Annotated in this window: 21 protein-coding genes and 1 pseudogene; 9 read left to right on the plus strand and 13 right to left on the minus strand. The window is 64.7% G+C overall.

The genetic code is table 11. The features are described from left to right. The 5 genes and pseudogenes from HFGMBDPB_RS29035 to HFGMBDPB_RS29055 form a co-directional block, all read left to right on the plus strand. Positions 1-942: flagellin (locus HFGMBDPB_RS29035; protein WP_160856261.1), on the plus strand; the 942-nt coding region annotated here is incomplete at its 5' end. Between the two features lie 24 nt (positions 943-966). Continuing rightward, a pseudogene (locus HFGMBDPB_RS29040) lies at positions 967-1179 on the plus strand (flagellin); the annotation flags it as partial. 312 nt (positions 1180-1491) lie between these two features. Beyond that, positions 1492-2868, plus strand: a complete 1377-nt coding sequence (fliD, locus tag HFGMBDPB_RS29045) for a flagellar filament capping protein FliD (RefSeq protein WP_047219518.1) — start codon at positions 1492-1494, stop codon at positions 2866-2868. 66 nt (positions 2869-2934) lie between these two features. Then, positions 2935-3348: a flagellar export chaperone FliS gene (gene fliS, locus HFGMBDPB_RS29050; RefSeq protein ID WP_047219519.1), complete on the plus strand. Its 414-nt coding sequence runs from the start codon at positions 2935-2937 to the stop codon at positions 3346-3348. 12 nt (positions 3349-3360) lie between these two features. Further along, positions 3361-3660: a flagellar protein FliT gene (locus HFGMBDPB_RS29055; RefSeq protein ID WP_199962059.1), complete on the plus strand. Its 300-nt coding sequence runs from the start codon at positions 3361-3363 to the stop codon at positions 3658-3660. A 156-nt stretch (positions 3661-3816) separates the two neighbouring features. Here the strand turns inward: HFGMBDPB_RS29055 and HFGMBDPB_RS29060 are convergent, their stop codons facing one another. From HFGMBDPB_RS29060 to flgB, 12 genes are all read right to left on the minus strand, one after another. Further along, positions 3817-5109 (minus strand): HDOD domain-containing protein, encoded by a 1293-nt coding sequence (locus HFGMBDPB_RS29060; RefSeq protein WP_212646772.1) that lies wholly within the window; start codon positions 5107-5109, stop codon positions 3817-3819. 21 nt (positions 5110-5130) lie between these two features. Further along, positions 5131-6327, minus strand: coding sequence for a flagellar hook-associated protein FlgL (flgL, locus tag HFGMBDPB_RS29065; protein ID WP_047219521.1), 1197 nt, complete (start codon positions 6325-6327; stop codon positions 5131-5133). A gap of 19 nt (positions 6328-6346) precedes the next feature. Beyond that, the gene (gene flgK / locus HFGMBDPB_RS29070) at positions 6347-8323 is read right to left on the minus strand and encodes a flagellar hook-associated protein FlgK (protein WP_047219522.1); all 1977 of its coding nucleotides are present in this window, start codon (positions 8321-8323) and stop codon (positions 6347-6349) included. A gap of 14 nt (positions 8324-8337) precedes the next feature. Beyond that, a complete protein-coding gene (gene flgJ / locus HFGMBDPB_RS29075) occupies positions 8338-9318 on the minus strand; it encodes a flagellar assembly peptidoglycan hydrolase FlgJ (RefSeq protein ID WP_016449309.1) in 981 nt (326 codons plus the stop codon). Further along, positions 9315-10463 carry a flagellar basal body P-ring protein FlgI gene (locus HFGMBDPB_RS29080; protein WP_016449310.1) on the minus strand — a complete coding sequence of 383 codons (1149 nt, stop codon included), beginning with the start codon at positions 10461-10463 and terminating at the stop codon, positions 9315-9317. Before HFGMBDPB_RS29080 ends, flgJ begins: the two co-directional genes overlap by 4 nt. Before the next feature lie 20 nt (positions 10464-10483). Beyond that, positions 10484-11191, minus strand: a complete 708-nt coding sequence (locus HFGMBDPB_RS29085) for a flagellar basal body L-ring protein FlgH (protein ID WP_012202559.1) — start codon at positions 11189-11191, stop codon at positions 10484-10486. A 201-nt stretch (positions 11192-11392) separates the two neighbouring features. After that, on the minus strand, positions 11393-12175 hold the full coding sequence (gene flgG, locus HFGMBDPB_RS29090) for a flagellar basal-body rod protein FlgG (protein ID WP_012202560.1): 783 nt from the start codon (positions 12173-12175) through the stop codon (positions 11393-11395). A gap of 22 nt (positions 12176-12197) precedes the next feature. After that, entirely contained in the window at positions 12198-12938 is a 741-nt protein-coding gene (locus tag HFGMBDPB_RS29095; RefSeq protein WP_016449311.1) for a flagellar basal body rod protein FlgF, read from the minus strand. A 29-nt stretch (positions 12939-12967) separates the two neighbouring features. Further along, positions 12968-14242 (minus strand): flagellar hook protein FlgE, encoded by a 1275-nt coding sequence (gene flgE, locus HFGMBDPB_RS29100; RefSeq protein WP_212646773.1) that lies wholly within the window; start codon positions 14240-14242, stop codon positions 12968-12970. A gap of 40 nt (positions 14243-14282) precedes the next feature. Continuing rightward, positions 14283-14945 (minus strand): flagellar hook assembly protein FlgD, encoded by a 663-nt coding sequence (locus HFGMBDPB_RS29105; protein WP_016449313.1) that lies wholly within the window; start codon positions 14943-14945, stop codon positions 14283-14285. A gap of 34 nt (positions 14946-14979) precedes the next feature. Beyond that, complete coding sequence (gene flgC / locus HFGMBDPB_RS29110; RefSeq protein ID WP_016449314.1) at positions 14980-15384, minus strand: flagellar basal body rod protein FlgC; 405 nt, start codon at positions 15382-15384, stop codon at positions 14980-14982. A gap of 30 nt (positions 15385-15414) precedes the next feature. Beyond that, positions 15415-15828, minus strand: a complete 414-nt coding sequence (flgB, locus tag HFGMBDPB_RS29115; protein ID WP_013800365.1) for a flagellar basal body rod protein FlgB — start codon at positions 15826-15828, stop codon at positions 15415-15417. 234 nt (positions 15829-16062) lie between these two features. Here flgB and flgA point away from each other — a divergent pair, with 234 nt between their 5' ends. The 3 genes from flgA to HFGMBDPB_RS29130 all read left to right on the plus strand — a co-directional run bounded on the left by flgA (position 16063) and on the right by HFGMBDPB_RS29130 (position 17674). Beyond that, positions 16063-16827 carry a flagellar basal body P-ring formation chaperone FlgA gene (gene flgA, locus HFGMBDPB_RS29120; RefSeq protein ID WP_016449315.1) on the plus strand — a complete coding sequence of 255 codons (765 nt, stop codon included), beginning with the start codon at positions 16063-16065 and terminating at the stop codon, positions 16825-16827. A gap of 78 nt (positions 16828-16905) precedes the next feature. Further along, positions 16906-17226, plus strand: a complete 321-nt coding sequence (gene flgM / locus HFGMBDPB_RS29125) for a flagellar biosynthesis anti-sigma factor FlgM (RefSeq protein WP_016449316.1) — start codon at positions 16906-16908, stop codon at positions 17224-17226. Positions 17227-17302: 76 nt separating this feature from the next. Next, positions 17303-17674: a hypothetical protein gene (locus tag HFGMBDPB_RS29130; RefSeq protein WP_212646774.1), complete on the plus strand. Its 372-nt coding sequence runs from the start codon at positions 17303-17305 to the stop codon at positions 17672-17674. A 395-nt stretch (positions 17675-18069) separates the two neighbouring features. Here the strand turns inward: HFGMBDPB_RS29130 and fliE are convergent, their stop codons facing one another. Next, complete coding sequence (gene fliE, locus HFGMBDPB_RS29135; protein WP_016449318.1) at positions 18070-18387, minus strand: flagellar hook-basal body complex protein FliE; 318 nt, start codon at positions 18385-18387, stop codon at positions 18070-18072. A gap of 177 nt (positions 18388-18564) precedes the next feature. Here fliE and fliF point away from each other — a divergent pair, with 177 nt between their 5' ends. Continuing rightward, positions 18565-20265 carry a flagellar basal-body MS-ring/collar protein FliF gene (gene fliF / locus HFGMBDPB_RS29140; RefSeq protein ID WP_026062017.1) on the plus strand — a complete coding sequence of 567 codons (1701 nt, stop codon included), beginning with the start codon at positions 18565-18567 and terminating at the stop codon, positions 20263-20265. Position 20266: the final 1 nt, after the last annotated feature.

Genomic DNA, 20266 nt, shown 5'->3' on the forward strand with positions numbered 1-20266 from the left:
CTGGCACAGACGGCTGAAGGCGCGCTGGGCAAGGTCGGCGACATGCTGCAGCGCATGCGCGAGCTGGCGGTGCAGTCGTCCAACGCGACGAACAGCAAGAGCGACCGTGAGGCGCTGCAGTCGGAGCTGTCTCAACTGCGTGATGAAGTGGACCGTGTGGCCAAGACCACCACGTTCAATGGCCAGAAGCTGCTGGAAGGCAGCTTCACGGGTGGCGTGTTCCAGGTGGGTGCGAACTCTGGCGACAACATCAGCGTGGGCTCGTTGGGCAACGTGAAGGTCGACAGCCTGGGCAACTCTTCTTACGCGACGGGCACGGCTTCGTCCACAGCTATTTCCGCCACTACTGCGGATGTCCAAGTTTCCATTACGGGCAAGCTGGGTACGGTCACCACGTTCACGGCTGTTGCCGTTGATGCGAACTCCACGGACAAGGAGACTGTCGGCAAGGTCATTAACGCGATCAATGCCAAGACCGCTGATACCGGCGTGGTGGCCTACCTGAATGAAGATGGCAGTACCATTGATTTCCGCGCACAGGCTGACACCGATGGAACCGCAACCGGTGTCGCTTTGACCATCACTGGCGCTACAGCTACGTTCACTGCCATTTCGACCACTGAGGGCAAGGGCATCGACAAGGTGGACATCTCCACCCAGGCCGGCGCGTGGGAAGCCATGCAGCGTATCGACAACGCCATCGACAAGGTGAACACGGCGCGCGGCGACCTGGGCGCACTGCAGACCCGCTTCGAGAAGGCTGTGGAGAACATCGACATCCAGAACGAAAACATTTCCGCAGCGCGCAGCCGGATCACGGATGCCGACTTTGCCAAGGAAACGGCGAACCTGAGCCGTACGCAGATCCTGCAGCAGGCTGGTACGGCGATGGTGGCCCAGGCCAACCAGCTGCCCCAGCAGGTGCTGAGCCTGCTGCGTTGATGGAGGAGCTTGCTGGCGCCNGACCTGGGCGCACTGCAGACCCGCTTCGAGAAGGCTGTGGAGAACATCGACATCCAGAACGAAAACATTTCCGCAGCGCGCAGCCGGATCACGGATGCCGACTTTGCCAAGGAAACGGCGAACCTGAGCCGTACGCAGATCCTGCAGCAGGCTGGTACGGCGATGGTGGCCCAGGCCAACCAGCTGCCCCAGCAGGTGCTGAGCCTGCTGCGTTGATGGAGGAGCTTGCTGGCGCCGTCTCGATGAGGGCCAGCGCTGGCAAGCTTGGATGAGTTTGCTTTTTGATGGCAGCCCTGCTCGCGCATGGCTGCCTTTTTTCCTTTTGCGGGCGAGATACGAAAAAGCGCTCAAGTTTTCGCTGATCCTGCCGTCAAGCAGGCATGGGTCCCGGAGACCGTGCCCAGCACAAAGCGCATGCTGGCAAGGTCTCGTGCCGCTTTTCGGGCTTTTGACGTTCCAGCCTTCGTTCAGAATCGGCGGTATTCATTGGCATGGGCTTGTCCGTCCTGTGCCGTCAAGGAGCATGAAATGGCTATTTCCTCTATTGGTATCGGCAGCGGCCTGAAGGTCACGGAAATCATCTCCCAGATGGTTGATCTTGCGAAGAAGCCGTTGGATGGCCTGCAGACCAAGGCCAAGACCATCGATGCCCAGATATCGACCTATTCCAAGATCAAGTCGCTGACCAGCACACTGGCCGATGCTGCTGCCAAGCTGACACGTGACAGCGGCTGGAACGCAATGACCGTGAAGTCCAGCAACACGGCTGTATCCATGACGGTGACAGGCATCACCAGCCCCTCGGTTTACGATATCGGCGTGGGCCAGCTGTCGCGCGCTCAGACGTCCGTAAGTGACGCACGTGTGGTTGACTCCAAGCTGGGAACGGCGGGAACATTGACCATCGCCCAAGGCACGAAATCCTGGGGAATCGACTATACGGCCAGCGATACTTTGACGACGCTGGCTGCGAAAATCAACGACAAGGGTGCCGGCGTAAAGGCTGCGGTGATGCGCGATGCCTCCGGCAATGAGCGCCTGATGCTGACGTCCAAAGAGACCGGTGAGAAATCCGCTTTTACGACGACGGGACTGAATTTCACCATACCACCCGGACAGTCGGCCCAGAACGCCAAGATCACCATCAATGGGGTGGAACAGGTGTCTGAGACCGACAACTTCGACAACATACTGCCCGGGCTGAAGATTTCTGTGAACGAAATCACTACGGCAGGCAAGGATGCGCGCGTCTCGATCGCCAGCGACAAGGAAGCGATCAAGAAGAATCTGCAGGAATTCATTGATGCCTACAACGCGGTCAACGAATTGCTGTCCAGTTCCACCAAGAGCATGCGATCCGTGGATGGCAAGGTCACGGCCTCGACCAATCCCGACAACGAAAGCGAGGGCGTGCTCCAGGCTGACTCGTCGACGGTGAACCTGCAGAACGCCTTGCGCTCTCTGACGACAGGAACGGCCTCCAACGCGTCTGGCGCGTTCACCCGACTGGCTCAGGTGGGCATTCAGATGCAGCAAGGTGGTGCGCTGAAGATTACCGATACGACCAAGTTGGACAAGGCTCTGGAGTCGCCTGATGCCATCAAATCGCTTTTCGCCGCCAAATCCTCCAGCGACGGCACGGGCGGTGGCATCGCTGTGAATTTCAAGAAATTCACTGACGAGCTGCTGTCCTACGACGGCACACTCAACAGCAAGAGCGACTCGCTGAAAAAGAGATCGACAGCAAACCTGGATGAACAGAAAAAGGTCAACCAGAACGCTGCCACTCTGGAGGCACGGATGACGCGTCAGTACACGGCGCTGGACAAGCAGATGGCATCCATCTCCGCGCTGAGCACCTACATGACTCAGCAGGTTGCCAGCTGGAACAAGAGCTCCTCCTAAAAAAACATTTGATATTGGAGACCGGCTGTCGATATACAAGGCAAGCCGTTGATAAGGATGTCCCCTATGTATACCCCTGCTTTTTCCCGTGCCGCGAGCGCCTACCGGCAGGTCGGTGCGCAGTCTGGCGTGGAGAGTGCTTCACCCCACCGACTCATCCAGATGCTGTTCGAGGGCCTGTTGCAAAACCTCAATGCAGCGCGGGGCTCGATTCTGCGCGGAGAGGTCGAGGCCAAGGGCACCCAGCTGGGGCGTGCCATCCGGATTCTGGAAGAGGGCCTCAAAGGCGGTCTCAATCGTGAGCAAGGCGGTGAGTTGGCGATGAACCTGGGCGCCCTGTACGACTATTGCATCCAGCGTCTCACCCATGCCAACGTGCGCAACGATGCGGAGGCCGTGCAGGAGGTCGTGGCCTTGGTCGAGCCGGTTGCCCAGGGCTGGCAGGCCATTGCCACTTCGCCGGAAGCGGCTGCACAGTAACGCCATGCGTTTATGGAGCACACATTGATTGATTTCTATCGCGCCATAGAAGACAGCAGCGCCAAGATGCTGCAGGCGGCCCAGAACAAAGACTGGGAGGGAGTAGCGCGTTACGAAGGCACTTGCGCAGTCTTGATCGAGCAACTGCGCATCAAGGCCCATGACGAGCCGCTGGCCCCTGAGGAACGCAAGGAGAAGGCCCGCATCATGCAGCGCATCCTGCGCAACGATGCCCAGATCCGCACGCTGGCCGAGCCCTGGCTGGCACAGTTCGAGCACATGTTCGACGGTCAGCCCCACGCCATGCATTGAGCCATGGCCTGACGGCGGCAGCTGCATCTGCAGCTTCCTGCCGGACATGAAAAAACCGCCTGAGATCCAGGCGGTTTTTTCATGGGTGGAATCTGCGGATGGCAGCGGCTGCAGATCAGGCCGCAGGTTCGGCCGCTGTGGGTCGCCGTATATCGATCAGGCCGCCGGCGCGGGCTGCACCTGCAGTTCGCTGAGCATGCGCAGCAGGTTGCGGTTGACGTCCTCGATCTCGAAGTCGTTGTCTTCGCGCAGCTGGCGAATCGGTGCGGGATCGTCGGATTCCAGCGCAATGGCCATCATCAGGGCCGGCGCGTAGGGGCCGGTGCGCGTCACGGCCGCGTCGAAGACGCGTTCGGACAGCGGTACGCGGCGCAGCACGGTGGGTAGGGGCTCGCCCAGCAATTGGTCCAGCTGCGAGAACAGGCCCAGCAGATAGACCTCGCGCTGCAGGTCGTGGCTGATGCCGGCTTCGATCAGGCGTTCGGTCAGGCTGGCGCGCAGCCGGATGGCGGTGCGCACGGGTATCAGGCTGGGCTCGGTGCAGGCGTGGGGCAGCTGGTCCGACAGCCAGCGCTGCAGCGTGCCGTAGCCCAGCATCACCAGGCCGCGGCGCAGCGAGTCCACATTGCCCCGCAGGCCCAGGGCCGCGGAGTTGGTGTAGAGCATGAAGCGATAGGCCAGGATGGGGTCCTCGCCCAGGATCTGCTCGAAGGCTTCCAGCGATTGCTCGGCATCGACGGCACGCATCAGCGCAAGCACGGTGTCGCGGCTGGGCAAGGCGGGGTGATGGCGCTGGGCATGCAATGCATCGGCCACGGGCCAGCCGGCGATGGCGCCCGCATGGAAGCTGTCCAGGCACAGATCGGCCAGGGCCAGGCTGTCCAGCCCCTCGTACATCTGGCCGCCCAGCAGTTGCAGGGGGGGCAGGGTGGGGGCGGGCCTGGCGGCCTGCTTGATTGCCTGGAGCTTGGTCGGCGCTTCGGCGGCCTGCGCGGCCTGCTGCAGCGCCAGCACGGTCTGGTTGGGCATGCCCGAGGCGCCTTCGGGCGGCAGGTGCAGCAGGCTGCTGGCAAACCAGTGGGCGGCCTGGGCGTCGGGCACGTCGGACAGCGGGCCGCGCCAGACCAGCATCAGGCCGCGCGCATGGGCCTGGCGCACCAGGTCATAGATGGCGGAGTCCTGCAGCCAGTCGCCGCGCACCTCGATCCAGGGGCTTCCCTTGGAGGCGTTCTCCAGCAGGTCGCACAGCACCTGGCGGGATTGGGGCGACAGCAGCACCGGCGGCGACTGCGTGCCCCAGGTCTCGCGCAGTATGCGCAGCAGGTGGGCCACGTCGGCCTGGACGCCGGGCTCCTCGTGAAGATAAAGCTGCACGCCCGCCAGACGGCGGGCCTGGTTCCAGAGCGGCCTATAGCCGAGGGTCAGAGAGCTCAGGACGGACTGGACCATGGATGCATGCGCGGGCGGTTATCAGTTGATGAAGTTGAACAGTGACAGTTTCTGGATCGAGGCGTAGGACTGCAAGGCCGCCTGCAGTCCTACCTTCTGCATGTCCACTTCCGAGAGGGCCTTGATCATATCTATGTCTTCGGCGCGTGAGCGGTCTGCCTCGAGTTGAACTTCACGGTCCAGCAGGCCATCTTCAATGCGGTCGGCACGATTGAGCAAGTCACCGGCCAGGCTGCGTGCCGAGTGCAGGCGGCTCATACTGGAATCGATCTCGGTCAGGCCTCGGCCAATGGCCTGGGTGAGTTCTGGCTTGGCGCTGCCGTCGGCGTTGGCTCCATTGCGCACAGCATCAATCACACGGTCGACCACGCTGAATACATCGGAGCGCGTGCTGTCCTGCAGCACGAAGCCGTCGCCCGCCTTGGGTGTTCCAGAAACAGTGACACGCATGCCCTGGATCTCGATGGCATCGCCCGATTTGAAGGGGCTGAAGGTGGCTCCGTTGTCGGCACTGTATTGCAGGTTGCCGCTGGCATCAGTGGAAAATTTCACGGTGATGGGGCGTGTCGCTGCTGCGGCGGCGGCAGGATCGGTGATGGTGCCCACATCGGTCCAGAATTTTCCGCCACCGGCCGTGTCCAGGCTGACCTGGTAGACGCCGTTTCCTGTGGGAACGTTCATCCATGCGGCAGCGCCGTCGATGGAGTTGGCAATGCCGCTGTCGTTGCTGCCTGCCTGGCCGGGCTGGCCCACGAAGTTGTATCCCTGAATTGGCTGGTCGGCGCTGTCCAGGCCTCGGAACAGTGGCAGGCCATTGGTGTCTTTGCGATTGGCGTAGGCCACCAATTGCTCACGAAGGCTGGTCATTCTGGCCAACAGAGTGTCGCGAGATTGCTGATCGAATGAACCGTTGCCCGCGTTCACTAGCAAGTCCCGAAGCTCCTGCATGGCGGAGTGAGCCTCGCCGAGCGTCGACTCGGCATTGGTCATGATGTTGCGCTGCGCATCCAGCGAACGCTGGTCTGTTGCGGTGCGCGTCAGCCGGGTCTGAGCGCGCTCGGCCTGGGCCGCTGCCACGGGGTCATCGCTGGCGCGCAGCACGCGTTTGCCGGCAGTGGTCTTCTCCATCAGTTCCACGAGGTTGCTCTGGCGCGATGTGAGGTTGCGCACCGTGTTGTCGTACATGTTGGCCGTGCCAATGCGTGCGATGTTGCTCATGTTGGATCTCCTCGCGAAATTAGCGGCCCACGGCCTGAAGCACACTGTCGAAAATGCCCTGCGCCACTTGCAGCATCTTGGCCGAGGCCTGATAGGACTGCTGATACTGCAGCAGCTTGGCCGCCTCTTCATCGAGGTTCACGCCTGACACCGCCGTACGGTCTGCCTCGAGGTTGGAGGCGATGGTCCCGGAGAGCTTGGCTGCGTAAGTGGCGCTCTGGGTGCGCGCGCCTACCTGCGCGATCGCGCTGGAGAATCCATCGCTGAGTGAAGTACTCTTGTCGAATACCTGCTTGTCGCGCAGGTCCAGGAAAGCCGATCCGTTGCCCGCGTTTCGCAGATAGCTGTCGCCATATTGCGGATCCAGTGCATTGCCCACGCGCAGGGAATCTCCATGGTGAGGGGTTCCTGTAAGGGTAACGGACCAGCCGTCGACCGTGATGGGCTCGCCCGATACATAGGGATGTGCGACACCGTTGCCCGATGCCGCGCCCGTGAAGCTGTAAGTGACGGCACCGGTTGTCGCATCCACCTGAAAGCTCAACTGCACTCCAGAAGGAGTTGGAGGCAGTGCTGAAGTGGGCGACAGCATTTTCAGCGAAGTCATCTGCAGATTGCCCTTGTTGCCTTCAGCCATGCCGGCGGTGATGGGATTGGCAATTGCCAGGTCCCGGGCAGACGATACAAGCGCCTTGAAGTCGTGAGCGGCGGCAGAAAAAGGCTGGAACAGCACGCTCTGGTTGGCCGCGCCTGGCGCGGATATCTCGAAGCGCAGTCCATCCACCGTGGTGTTTGCAAGGTCGGTGACGTTGGCGAACTCCGTGGTCTTGTTGTCCGACAGCCGGACCAGGGAGAGGGCCCCCCCGGTCTTGAACACCACTTTGTAGTCGGACGCGGCATAGGCCGTGTAGTCCAGCGCAGCCTTGGGATTGCTGGTGGAGGTTTGGTCGACGAACTGCACCTGTGCGGTGATGCCAGAGATCGTCGTGCGGCCCGCTATGGCCGTGGGTACCGTGAACAATGCTGTGCCGCGCGTGCCATCCTGTGTCAGGCCGCTTTGGTGCTGGGTATTCATGGCTGCGCCCAGGGCGGCTGCCATGCGCCCGAGCAGGTTGCGGCCTTCCGAGAGATCACTACCCTGGAATTGGAGCAGGCCGGCGATTTCACCGCCTCCGAGCATTCCAGGCGAGAGCTCCACATCCGTCCCGCCGGATTGCTTGAAGTACAAGGTCATCTGGCCACTGCCGGGGTATTGGGACGATTCCCTGACTTCTAGCTTGGCCGCATTCTGGCCCAGTACCAGCGGCTGGCTTCCACCCACGAACAGGCTGATGGAACCGTCATCAGCCGGAATCTGAGTGGTCTGGACGTACTGGTTCATGTCGCGCACCAACTGGTCACGCTGATCCAGCAGATCGTTGGGTGCATGGCCTGTGGCAATGGACTGGCTGATCTGCCCGTTGAGCGTTGCGATCTGGCTGGCAAGGCTGTTGACCACGGTCACGTCATTGCCCATCTGCTGGCGTGTGTTGTAGTCCAGCTCCTCCAACTGTGCAGAGGACGAGCGAAAGCGGGCCGCCAGTTCGTTCATGCGGGTCAGCACCACGCTGCGCGCCGTCGGATCCGTGGGTGCACCGACGATGTCGGCGAACGAATTCATCATGTCCGTGATGGCCGCGCCCAGGCCGGTCTTGCCGCCGCTGAACACTTCCTGCATCTGCGCCAGCGAGGTGGCGCGCGCCGAATCGGCCGCCGACACGGCGCTGGCCGTGGCCGCCTGGCGGTTCAGCAACTCGTTGAAGTTGCGCAGGATGGTGTTCACATCCACGCCATTGCCGATGTAGCCGCTGCCCATGTTCTGGCCCGGCGAGGTCTGGAAGGCCACGCTCTGGCGCGAGTAGCCGGCCGTGTTGACGTTGGCGATGTTGTGGCCGGTGGTCTGCAGGGCGATCTGATTCGCCATCAGGGCGCGGGATCCGACGTTCAAAAGGCTCATGGCGTGTTCTCGGTTTAGGCTTGTGCGCGTGCCGCGCTCTGCACGGCGCTCTGGATGGCGCGGCTGAGCTTGCTGGCGTATTCGGGATCGGTGGCGTAGCCGGCTTTCTGCAGCTCGGTCGCATAGGCCAGGGCCGAGTCGGTCTTGCCCATGGCTTTCTCGTAGCGCGGATTGCTGGTGATCAGCCGCGCATAGTCGCGGAAGGACTCCTCGTAGGAGCCGTAGGCGCGGAACTTGGCCGTGACCTTGCGCGCCACGCCGTCGATGTATTCGGTGGTCGTGACCTCGGCGACCTTGCCCGTCCAGCCCTTGCCGGCCTTGATGCCGAAGAGGTTGTGGGCATTGCTGCCATCGGCGTTCTTGATCTCGCTCTTGCCCCAGCCGGTCTCGTGGCCGGCCTGGCCCAGCATGAAGGCGGCCGGAATGCCGCTTTCCTGCGCCACGCGCGCCGCGGCGTCGCCATGGTGGGCCACGAAGTTGTCGCGGCCCTTGGGCGCGGGTGCGTAGGCGTTGACGGACTGGGCCGCGCTGCTGCGGCTGCCGCTCCAGGCGCCGATGGCAGCGGTGCCGCCGGCGGCGCCATTGGCATTGGTGGCCGTGCTGCGCCAGGCGATGCGGCTCATGCTCAGCGTGGAGGGCACGGAGATCTCGGCATCCTCGGCGGCTTCCGAGCCCATGGTGCGGGCCAGCTGGCGCGTGATGGCATCCGACAGTCCGCCGGGCTGGCCCGACATGGCCACCGACAGCTGCTGGTCCAGCATGTCGGTGCTGAGGTTGCCCTGTGCGCTGTCGAGCAGGCCGGACTTCATGGTCGCCTCGCGCATGCTCTTGATCATCTCGCGCATGAACAGCGATTCCAGCTGTTTGGCGGTTTCCTTCGCGGCCTGCGGGCTGTTCTCGCCGGCCGCGAACTTGAGTGCGTTGAGGGACCGGGCGTCGGCCGCCAGCGCATTGCTGGCCGCAGTCTGCGATCCATTGGGAAGTGCGATGCTCATATCACCTCCAGTTCGGCGTTGAGAGCGCCTGCGGCCTTGATGGCCTGCAGGATGGCCAGCAGGTCCTGGGGCGTGGCGCCCAGCGTGTTGAGTGCGCGCACCACGTCGGTGAGCTGCGGGGAGCCGGGCATGTTGATGATGTTGCCGGGCTCCTGCTTGATCTGGATGTCGGACTTCTGGGCCACCACGGTCTGGCCCTGCGAGAAGGCGCCGGGCTGGCTGATCACCGGCGTGGTGCTGATGGTGATGGCCAGGTTGCCGTGGGCGATGGCGCAGGGGCCCAGGGTCACGGCCTGGTTGAGCACGATGGAGCCCGTGCGTGCGTTGATCACGACCTTGGCCGAGGGCTTGGAGGTCTCGATCGGCATCTCCTGGATCTCGGCAATCATGCGCACGCGCGATCCCGGGTCCTGGGGCGCGGATACGCGCACGGTGCGCCCGTCCAGCGCCTGCGCCACGCCCTGGCCCATGCGCTGGTTGATGGCGCGCACCACCTTGTCGGCGGTCTGGAAATCGGTGGCGTTCAGGCCCAGCGTGATGCTGTCGCCTTCGTTGATCGGGGTGGGAACTGCGCGTTCGACCTGGGCGCCCTGCGGCACGCGGCCCGCGCTCAGGTGGTTGATCTGTACCTTGGAGCCGCCGGCCGAGGCGCCGGCGCCGCCGACCACGAGGTTGCCCTGGGCCAGCGCGTAGATCTCGCCGTCGGCACCGCGCAGCGGCGTGGTCACCAGGGTGCCGCCCTTGAGCGACTTGGCATTGCCCACGGAGGAGACGACCACGTCGATGGTCTGGCCTGGCTGGGCAAAGGCCGGCAGCTCGGCGGTGACGATCACGGCCGCCACGTTCTTGAGCTGCAGCTGGCCCGCGTTGCCTGTGGCGGGCAGCGAGATGCCCATCTGCTCCAGGTAGTTGGCCAGGGCCTGCTTGGTGTAGGGCATCTGGGTGGTCTGGTCGCCCGTGCCGTCGAGGCCGACCACCAGACCGTAGCCGGTCAACTGGTTGCTGCGCACGCCCTGGATGGCAGCGACCTCCTTGATGCGTGTTGCATGCGCCGGCAGGGTCAGCATGCTGGCGCCGAGGGCGGCTGCAACCCAGAACGGGCGCTGCGCTTGGCGCAATGTCAGGAGCATGGACAGTACTTTCATGCTGTCCATTCTCCGGAGAATCAGAACGGCATAACGTTCAAAAAGAACCGGGACAACCAGCCAATTGACTGCGCTTCCCCGGCCTGCCCGCGGCTGCGCGATTCCACGCGCACGTTGGCCACCTGGGTCGATGCGACCAGGCTGCCGGGCTGCATGGTGCGCGGGTCCACCGTGCCCGTGAAGCGCAGCACATCCACGTTGTGGTTCACGCCGATCTGCTTTTCTCCGGCGATCACCAGATGGCCGTTGGGCAGCACATCGACCACCGTCGTGCTGATGGCGCCCGTGAACGTGTTGTCGCTGGACGTCGAGCCCGAGCCCGTGTAGTCGTTGTTGTTGTTGAAGCCGATGTTGGAGCGGTCCTTGAGATTGGCCAGCGCATTGCCCGAAAACAGCGGCAGCGCCGAAATCCCGGCCGTGGTCTTGTTGGACCGCTTGAGGCCCGAATCCGACTTCTGGCTGGCCGTCACACGCTCCACGATCTGCACCGTCACCAGATCCCCCACCAGGCGCGCACGCCGGTTCTCGAAACCGGGCCGGTAGCTGGCCGCGTTGAACAGGCTGCCCGTGGGGCTGCCCGCCACCGGGGCGGGCTGCGGCAGCACCGGCGGCGCCGTGGACGGCATGTCCACCGGCGGCGGGTCATTGAGCGTCGTGCAGCCCGACAGGACTGCCGCCAGCGCCAGGCACGTGCCCGTCGCGGAAAGGGAGAAGGTTCGTTGGGTCATGGCGATGTTCCCGGTGTTTCAGTGATCCATGCTTCGCATGAACCTGGCGAGCCATAGGCATGTGGCGCGACCCCGGAGACCGGCGCGGCCCAGGTCAGGGACGCCGAGCAAGGGCCGCCCCGCAGCGAGGGCGTCGTCCCCCTCCCTCGCGAAGCGAGTAGAGAGGGGGAAGCGGCGAAGCCGCTCAGGGGGAGAGATCAATTACAACTGCGCCAGCTTGGCCAGCATCTGGTCCGACGTCTGGATGGCCTTGGAATTCATTTCATAGGCGCGCTGGGTCTGGATCATGGTCACCAGCTCCTGCACCACGTTCACGTTCGAGCCTTCCAGGTAGCCCTGCTTGATCATGCCCATGCCGTTGACACCGGGCTGGCCCTGCTGGGGCTGGCCCGAGGAAGCGGTTTCCGTGAACAGGTTCTGGCCGCGCGGCTCCAGGCCGGCCGGATTGATGAACTGGCTCATCGCGATGTTGCCCACCTGCTGGGGCGCAGCCTGGCCGGCCATGGTCACGCTGACCACGCCCTCGGGGCTGATAGACACCTTGGTCGCGCCCTGGGGAATGGTGACGCCGTTGGCGATGGGCATGCCGCTGGCAGTCACCAACTGGCCCTGGGCATCGACCTGGAAGGAGCCGTCGCGGGTATAGGCCGTGGTGCCGTCGGGCATGTTGACCTGGAAGAAGCCGTTGCCGTCGATGGCCACGTCCAGCGCATTGTTGGACTGCTGCAGGGCGCCCTGCAGGAAATTGCGCGAGGTGGCCACCGTGCGCACGCCCAGGCCCAGGTGCAGGCCCGTGGGCAGCTGGTTCTGCTCGGTGGTCTGGGCGCCCGACTGGCGCAGGTTCTGGTAGATCAGATCCTCGAACACCGCGCTGGCGCGCTTGTAGCCCGTGGTCGAGACGTTGGCCAGGTTGTGGGAGATCACATCCAGCTGGGTCTGCTGGGCTTCCATGCCGGTCTTGGAGATGAACAGCGAATTGATCATGGCGTTTTCCTTTTCAGTGCTTTCAGCCGTTCATGCTCAAGAGTTGGCTGGCCGTCTTGTCATTGGTTTCTGCGGTCTGCAGCAGGCGCATCTGGGTCTCGAACTGGCGGGCGGCGGCAATCATGCCGACCATGGTCTCCACCGAATTCACGTTCGAGCCTTCGATGGCACCCGACAGCAGGCGGGCGTTCTCGTCGTTGGGCAGCGGCTCGCCGTTGCCCGTGCGGAACAGGCCGTCGTTGCCGCGCACCAGCGCAGCGTCCTCGGCCGGCGTGGCCAGCTTGACGCGGCCCACGGCCACGGGCAGCTGGTTGCCGGTCTTGGCGGTCAGCGTGCCGTCGGAGCCCAGGGAAATCGTGGACTCGGGCGGAATGTCGATGGGGCCGCCGCCGTCCGACAGCACGGCCTGGCCGTTGCTGTTGACCAGCTGGCCCTCGGGGGAAACCTCGAACACGCCGTTGCGTGTGTAGGCTTCCTGGCCGTCCAGGCCCTGGACGGCGAACCAGGCGCGGCCCATGGCCATGGCGTCCAGTGCGCGGCCCGTGCGCTGGGTGGGGCCGGGCGTGTCCACGTAGCCGGAGGTTGCCTCCAGCGCGAACACGCGCGTGCCCGCGCCGCTGCCCTGCAGGGGCACGGAGCGGAAGGTGGACATTTCGGCCCGAAAGCCATTGGTGCCGGCATTGGCCAGGTTGTGGGCCAGCACGGACTGACGCTGCGCCGCTGCGTTGGCGCCCGTCATGGAGGTGTAGATGATGCGGTCCATGCCGGCTCTCCTGACTCAGTTCTTGGCTATCAGCGCAGGTTCACCAGGGTCGAGAAGACCTGGTCCTGGGTCTTGATGGTCTGGGCATTGGCCTGGTAGGCGCGCTGCGCGGTCATCATGTTCACCAGCTCGGCGGTCAGGTCCACGTTGGAGTCCTCCAGCGCGCCCGAACGCAGCGAGCCGAAGGTGCCGGACTGGGCCGTGCCGTTGAGCGCCGGGCCCGAATCCGAGGTTTCCACCCACTTGTTGTCACCCACGGCGCCCAGGCCCTGGGTGTTGGTGAAGGCGGCCAGGGCCAGCTGGCCCTCGGTGCGCGTCACGCCGTTGGAGTAGGTGGCCACGATGGCGCCATCGTTGCCGATGTTGATGCCGGTGAGCGCGCCCGAGGTGTAGCCGTCCTGCTTGAGGCTGCTGACCGCGAACTTGGTGCCGAACTGGGTCACGCTGGAGAAGTCCAGCGTCACGCCGGCCGTGCCGTTGATGGTGCCGGGCGCCGGGGCATTGGGATTGTTGCTTGGGATCTGCAGGGGCGTGTTGGGCGTGGCCGACACAAATTTCCCGTTGGCATCGAAGGCGATCTTGGCGATTGGTGTGGCCACCACCGGAGGCGTCGCTGTGGGGTTGTCCAACTGTGTGAAGACGTTCCAGGTATTGGATGCTGCGTCCTTCTCGAAGTACAGCTGCACCGGCGTGGGCACGCCCTGGCTGTCATAGACGTTGATCGAGGTGCCATAGGTGGCGCGCGGCGTGGCGGCAACGGGAGGCGTGGCTGTGGGGTTGCCTGCCGCGGGCGTGGCGCGCGCATCGAGGTTCAGCTCCACATTGATCTTGGTCGTGGTCTTGGCCGCAATCGGCTGGCCCGACGGGAAGACCATGGGCACGGGCTGGCCGCCGGCCAGCACCTTGCCCGTGGTGGCGTCCACGGGGTAGCCCATGACGTTGTCGCCCTGCACGGTCTTGAGGTTGCCCTGCTTGTCCAGGCCGAAGCTGCCGGCGCGCGTATAGGCCGTGCTGCCATCGGGCTGGCGCACCACGAAGAAGCCGTTGCCGTTGATGGCCACGTCCAGGTTGTTGCCCGTGGTCGTGATCGGGCCCTGGCGGAACTGCTGGGTCACGGCGGCCACGTTGACACCGATGCCGCTGGTCTGGCCGCTGGCCGAGCCGACGGCGCTGGCCACGGCCTCGGCGAACTCGGCGCGCGAGGACTTGAAGCCCGTGGTGTTGGCGTTGGCGATGTTGTGGCCGATCACGTCCAGGTTCTTGCTGGCGGCGTTCAGACCCGAGAGGCCTTGTTGGAATCCCATGGTGTGCTCCTGCGATGGTTTGGGGTGTTTGGTGCGGCGTTCAGTACACGGCCTTGACGGAGGTGTAGGCGACGTTGGTGCCGTCGTCCAGCTCCAGCGTCAGCTTGCCGTCGGTGGTGCCCGTGGCAAGCACCGCGTGGGGCGACAGCGTGGTCGAGGCCACGGCCTTGTCGGCATTCGTGGCCTGCACCGTGTAGCGCAGCTGGCTGGCATCGCCCGTGTACTTGCTGCCGTCCCAGGTGAAGTAGTTGCGGCCCGCGGTGCCGCTGCCCAGCTCGACGGTGTCCACCAGCTCGCCGCCGGCCGTGGTGATCTGCACCTTGACATCGGCGGCCGGGCCTTCGAGGTCGAAGGCCGCCGTATAGGACTTTTCCTTGCCCACGCCCAGGGTGTTGCCCTCGGTCAGCACGGTGCGGCCGATCATCTGCGTGCCCTGCAGCACCTGCATGGCCGTGAACTGGCCGGCCATGCTTTCCATGGTCTTGTTCAACTGCTGGATGCCGGTGACGGTGTTGATCTGCGCCATCTGCGAGGTCATCTGCGCGTTGTCCATGGGATTCATGGGATCCTGGTTGTTCAACTGCGCGACCAGCAGCTTCAGGAAGCGGTCCTGCGCTGCTGCGGGGTCGGTGTTCGAATTGCTCGTGGTGTTCTTGCTGTTGAGGTCGGCCGTGCTGGCGACGCTGCCTGCGCCATAGATCATGGGAGTGGCTCCTGGAATGTGGTGCGGACGGGGCTCACTGGCCCATCTGCAGGGTTTTGAGCAGCAGCGACTTGGTCGTGTTCATGACCTCGACGTTGTTCTGGTAGGAGCGCGAGGCCGAGATCATGTTGACCATCTCGTCCACGGCGCTGACGTTGGAATGCGTCACATAGCCTTCGGCATCGGCCAGCGGGTGCTGGGGATCGTGGATGCGGCGGCCCGGCGTGTTGTCCTGGCTGATGGCGCTGACGCGCACGCCCGAGGAGCCTTCCTCGCCCATGGGCACGGTCTGGAAGACCACCTGGCGTGCCTGGTAGGCCTTGCCGTCGGGGCCGGCCACGGCATCGACGTTGGCCAGGTTCGAGGCCACGACGTTCAGGCGCTGGGACTGGGCGCTGACGGCACTGCCGGAGATGCTGAAGATGGAGAACATGGACATGGGAAAGCTCCTGTGATCTGTGGCGCCGGCTTACTGGCCCTGGATGGCCGACAGCATGGTCTTGGCCTGGCCGTTCAGAAAGCGCAGCGTGGCTTCGTAGCGCACGGCGTTGTCGACGAAGTTGGCGCGTTCGCGGTCCAGGTCCACGGTGTTGTTGTCCATGTTGGTCTGGGCCTGCACCGAGTAGCCGAGATGGCTTTGCGCGCTCTGCCCCGAGGCGGCGGCAGGCAGCGGAATGTGGCCGCCCTGGCTGACGCTGGCCAGCGTCATGGGCGAGGGGCCGGAGGTGACGGCCGTCAGCGCCTCGCGGAAATTGAAGTCGCGTGCCACATAGCCCGGGGTGTCGGCATTGGCGATGTTGCTGGCGATTGCACGCTGGCGCTCGGCGCGCAGCACCAGCGCCTTGCTCTGGAAGTCCAGTCGTTCAGTCATCTTGTCGAGCATGTCGGCCTCGCCCTCTGGGATTTGCGGTGATCGGTTGACGAAATGGCGGCAGCCCACGGACTGCGGCATGCGTCGATTATGGAAATCGGGCCCGAACGCTAAAGCGCAAAGAAAGCGCGTTTGCCTGCGCAGTTCGGCGCTTCGGAAAACGGCGCCCGCCCTATATTTGCTGGCATCGCTCCATGTATCCCGCCCATCCTGACGGGGTGCCGGAGCAAGTCAGGAGCCCCAGCCATGTCGAACTTCAGCACCGCCCATCCGCCTTCCGCCGCCCGAGCCTTCGCCCGCGCCGCCGCATGCGCTGCGCTCGCCGCTGGAGCATCGCTGGCAGGCAGCGCGTTCGCGCAGAACGCGCCCGATGGCGCGGCCCAGCTCAGCCAGATCGGCCAGCGCTTTGCCGACGAGGCCCTGCAGCAGGGCATGGCCGGTGCGGGCGCCCTGCCCCTGCGCATGGAAGTGCAGATGGGCCAGCTCGATCCCCGCCTGCGCCTGGCCGCCTGCGCCAAGGTCGAGCCCTATTTGCCCGCAGGCTCGCGCCTGTGGGGCCGTACCCGCCTGGGCCTGCGCTGCCTGCAGGGCGCCGTGGCCTGGAATGTGTTCCTGCCCATCACGGTCAAGGCCTGGGGGCCTGCCTGGGTGCTGCAAAACGGCGTGCCTTCGGGCCGCCCGCTGTCGGCCGACGACGCCGTCCAGGCCGAGGTGGACTGGGCCGAGGATTCGGCCGCCGTCTACGCCAACCAGCAGGACTGGGTGGGCCTGGTGGCTTCCCGCCCGCTGGCCGCAGGCCAGGCACTGCGCCAGAACATGCTGCGTACGCCGGCGCTGTTCGCGGTGGGTGCCGAAGTGCGTGTTCTGGTCAATGGTGGTGGTTTTTCCGTCACATCGTCGGGCAAGGCCATGTCTGCCGCCGGCGAAGGCCAGACCGTGCGGGTTCGCATGGATAATGGCCGGCTCATCTCCGGGGTGGTGAATCCCGAGGGCGTGGTGCTGGTGCAGTAAAAAAACCTCAAGTTTTGTTCCAGGCAGTCGAAAGCTAGGCACAGCGCCTTACGCCGCCAGGGCGATTGGAGAATCAAGATGAAGATAGGTCAAAAACCGGAACTGCCCGCCGCTGCCTCCCAGGCCGCCGCCAAGCAGCCCAAGACAGCCAGCGCCATTGCCAGCGAGGAATCCTCCGCACAGGCCCAGCCTGCCAAGGCGGCCGGTGTTCCCGTGTCGTTCTCGAACTCGGCCCGCGCACTGGACCAAACTGGTCGTGCCACCGCCGACTTCGATGCCAACCGCGTCAAGGAAATCCGCGAAGCCATTGCCAACGGCACCTTCCGCGTGAACGCCGACGCCGTGGCCGACAAGCTGCTGGCCAACTCCGAGGAGTTCCTCTCGCACTCGCGCGTCTGAGCGCGGGTTCGGTTCTTTCTCGGTTTTTTCCTTCCGGCGCGAGCACGCGCTTTCTTTTTTCAGCAAGGCCTGTCCCATGACTCTCAGCGAGATGCTCGATTCCCTGGACGCGGTGGTCCGGATGGTGTCCGCCTCGCTGCAATCGAAGGATGCGGTCGCGCTGGAGCAGTCCAGTACCCGGCTGCGCGATGCCATGGCGGCGTTTTCCGAACTGGCCCGCCGCTTCAGCTCGGCCGACTGGACGCAGGAGCTGCGCGAGCGCGCCCAGGCTCTGGGCGAGCAGATGGCCATGCAGCGCGACCAGCTGGCGCGCATGGCGGTGGTGGCCCAGCACCAGGCGGCGGCGCTGATTCCCCAGGCTTCGGACCAGGCCACGTATGGACGTGACCTGTATGGAAACCCTCACGCCGGACCGGGCAAGGCGCGCATCTACCACTCGGCCAGCTGAAGCAGCCTCCGTCTTCCTTTTTTCCTGTCCTGATCAACCCTCCGGCACGCGTGCCCGAGGGTTTTGTCTTTTCCGGGGTGGCGTCGGCGTGACGCGCCTGCCGGCCGGTGCAGGCAGGGCTGCGCATCGGCAGGCGACCCTCCATGCGCGGGAGGAGGTCACGCTTGCTGAAAAAGACGGGGGGCTTTGGGCCGTGCGGTGACGGGCGGCCAGGAATGGGGAGGGTGGGCAAAGGCCCGGTTCGGCGAAAGCGGAACAACGCCTTGAAGAAGGCCGGATCCTGCGCGTGCCGGAAAGACGCAGCCATGCGATGGTGCGCGCAAATGCTGTTCGGTCTGCGGTCTGCGGTCTGCGGTTTGGGTGGGCAAAGAGGGTCCGGCCGGGGCCGGACGTCCTCAGACCTGCATGTTCATCACGTCGGTATAGGCCTGCACGAGCCGGTTGCGCACCTGCATCGTGGCCTGGAAGCCGATCTGTGCCTTTTGCATGGCGATCATGGTTTCTTCGAGGCTGACGGCCGGGTTCTCCAGCTGCACTTCACGCTGCAGCTGGCTGGAGTGGTTCTGGGCTGAACTGACGGACTGCAGCGCGCCTTGAAGGGCCTGGCTGAAGCCGCCAGCCGCCACTTTGGTCGATGCGTCGCCTGCGCCCACGCCTTTGGGGAGCTGGGTGCCGTACAGGGGAGAGGTGGTACTGGGGATGCGAAGGTCCATGACACATTCCATCGGAGTTAGCAAGATGACGAGATCGTAGGTCGGCAGGGTTTTCGCATCCGGGCAAATAGAAGGTCAAACGGCGCGCTTATCGGGCGAATGTGAAGCGGCGGACTTCGAATAATCGACAGCACGCTAGGGTCCTGTGTGTGCAGGGCTCGAACACCTGGAACCAAGATGTCTGCTGTCGCTGAAATCCCTGTCCCCCAAGCCACTCCCGTCCCCCAGCCTGCCCTGCAGCAGCGCTGGACGGCCATGGACCGTGGCCAGCGCCTGCGTTGGGGCGCGATCGCCGTGCTGCTGGTTGTCGCCGTGGGGGCGGCGGCCATGTTCTACCGCCAGCCGGACTACAAGGTGCTGTTCTCCAATCTGAGCGACAAGGATGGTGGCGCCATCGTCGCCCAGCTGTCGCAGATGAACGTGCCATACCGCTACACGGAAGGCGGCGGCGCCATCCTCATCCCGTCCGACCGCGTGCACGATGTGCGCCTGAAGCTGGCCACCCAGGGCCTGCCCAAGGGTTCGGTGACGGGCTTCGAGCTGATGGAAAACAGCAAGTTCGGCATCACCCAGTTCCAGGAACGCCTGAATTTCCAGCGCGGCCTCGAAGGCGAGCTGACGCGCTCCATCCAGGCCCTGGCCGCCGTGCAAAGCGCACGCGTGCATCTGGCCCTGCCCAATCAGAACGGCTTTTTCCGCGAGCAGCAAAAGCCTTCGGCCTCGGTGCTGCTGAGCCTGTACCCCGGCCGCGTGCTGGACCGCACGCAGATCGCGGGCATCGTGCACCTGGTGGCCTCCAGCGTGCCCGAGATGGCGCCCACGGCCGTGAGCATCCTCGACGATTCGGGCAAGCTGCTGTCGCAGTCGCCCGACGGCAACGCCAACGCCGTGGACATGCAGCAGCTGAACTACACCCAGCAGATCGAGCAGCAGTACGTGCGCCGCATCCTGGATATCCTGGAGCCTGTGGTCGGCAAGAACAATGTGAAGGCCCAGGTCTCGGCCGAGATGGATTTCAGCCAGACCGAATCGACCTCGGAGCAGCACCGCCCCAACCAGTCCTCCGACGCGGGCGTGGTGCGCAGCCAGCAGGTGGTGGAGAGCACGGGCGAGCAAAAGCCGCCCCAGCCCACCGGCATCCCCGGCGCCACCAGCAACCAGCCGCCCCAGAACGCGTCCGCGCCGGTCAATGGCGCCAATCCCGCACCCCAGGCGGCCGATGGACAGAACGCCGTGCGCTCTGCCAGCAAGCGCGAGTCCATCACCAACTACGAAGTGGACAAGACCGTGCGCCACACACGCGGCAGCACGGGCAGCATCAAGCGCCTGACGGCCGCCGTGGTCATCAATGCGCCCCTGGTGGCGGCCGCTGCGCCGAATGCAGCCGGTGGCGCCACCGATGCCGCCACCGTTGCCGCCGCAGCGCGCGGCCTGACGGCGGCGCAGCAGGCGCAACTGCTGACCCTGGTGCGCGAGACCGTGGGCTACAGCGCCGAGCGCGGTGACTCCGTCAACCTGGTCAGCACACCCTTTGTGCAGGACGAAGCGCCGGCCGAGGTGCCGCTGTGGCGCCAGCCCGAAGTGCTGGACATGGCCCGCAGCCTGGGCGTGCCCATCGGCCTGGCCCTGTTCGGCGCCATCTTGCTGCTGGGCCTGGTGCGACCCATGCTCAAGGGCCGCAAGACGGCTGCCGTGGGCGGTCAGCTCAATGCCATCGAGGGCGAGCAACTGGACCGTCCGGCGCTGGCCGGACCCGCTGTCGATCTGTCTCCCACACAGGAGCAGGTGCGCCTGGAGCAGGCGCGCCAACTGGCCAAGCAGAACCCGATCGCGGTGGCCAACATCGTCAAGACCTGGATCAACGGCGAGGCCACCTGAG

Origin of the sequence: Delftia sp. PE138 (assembly GCF_018320755.1) — a bacterium.
Lineage (GTDB): Bacteria > Pseudomonadota > Gammaproteobacteria > Burkholderiales > Burkholderiaceae_C > Comamonas > Comamonas tsuruhatensis.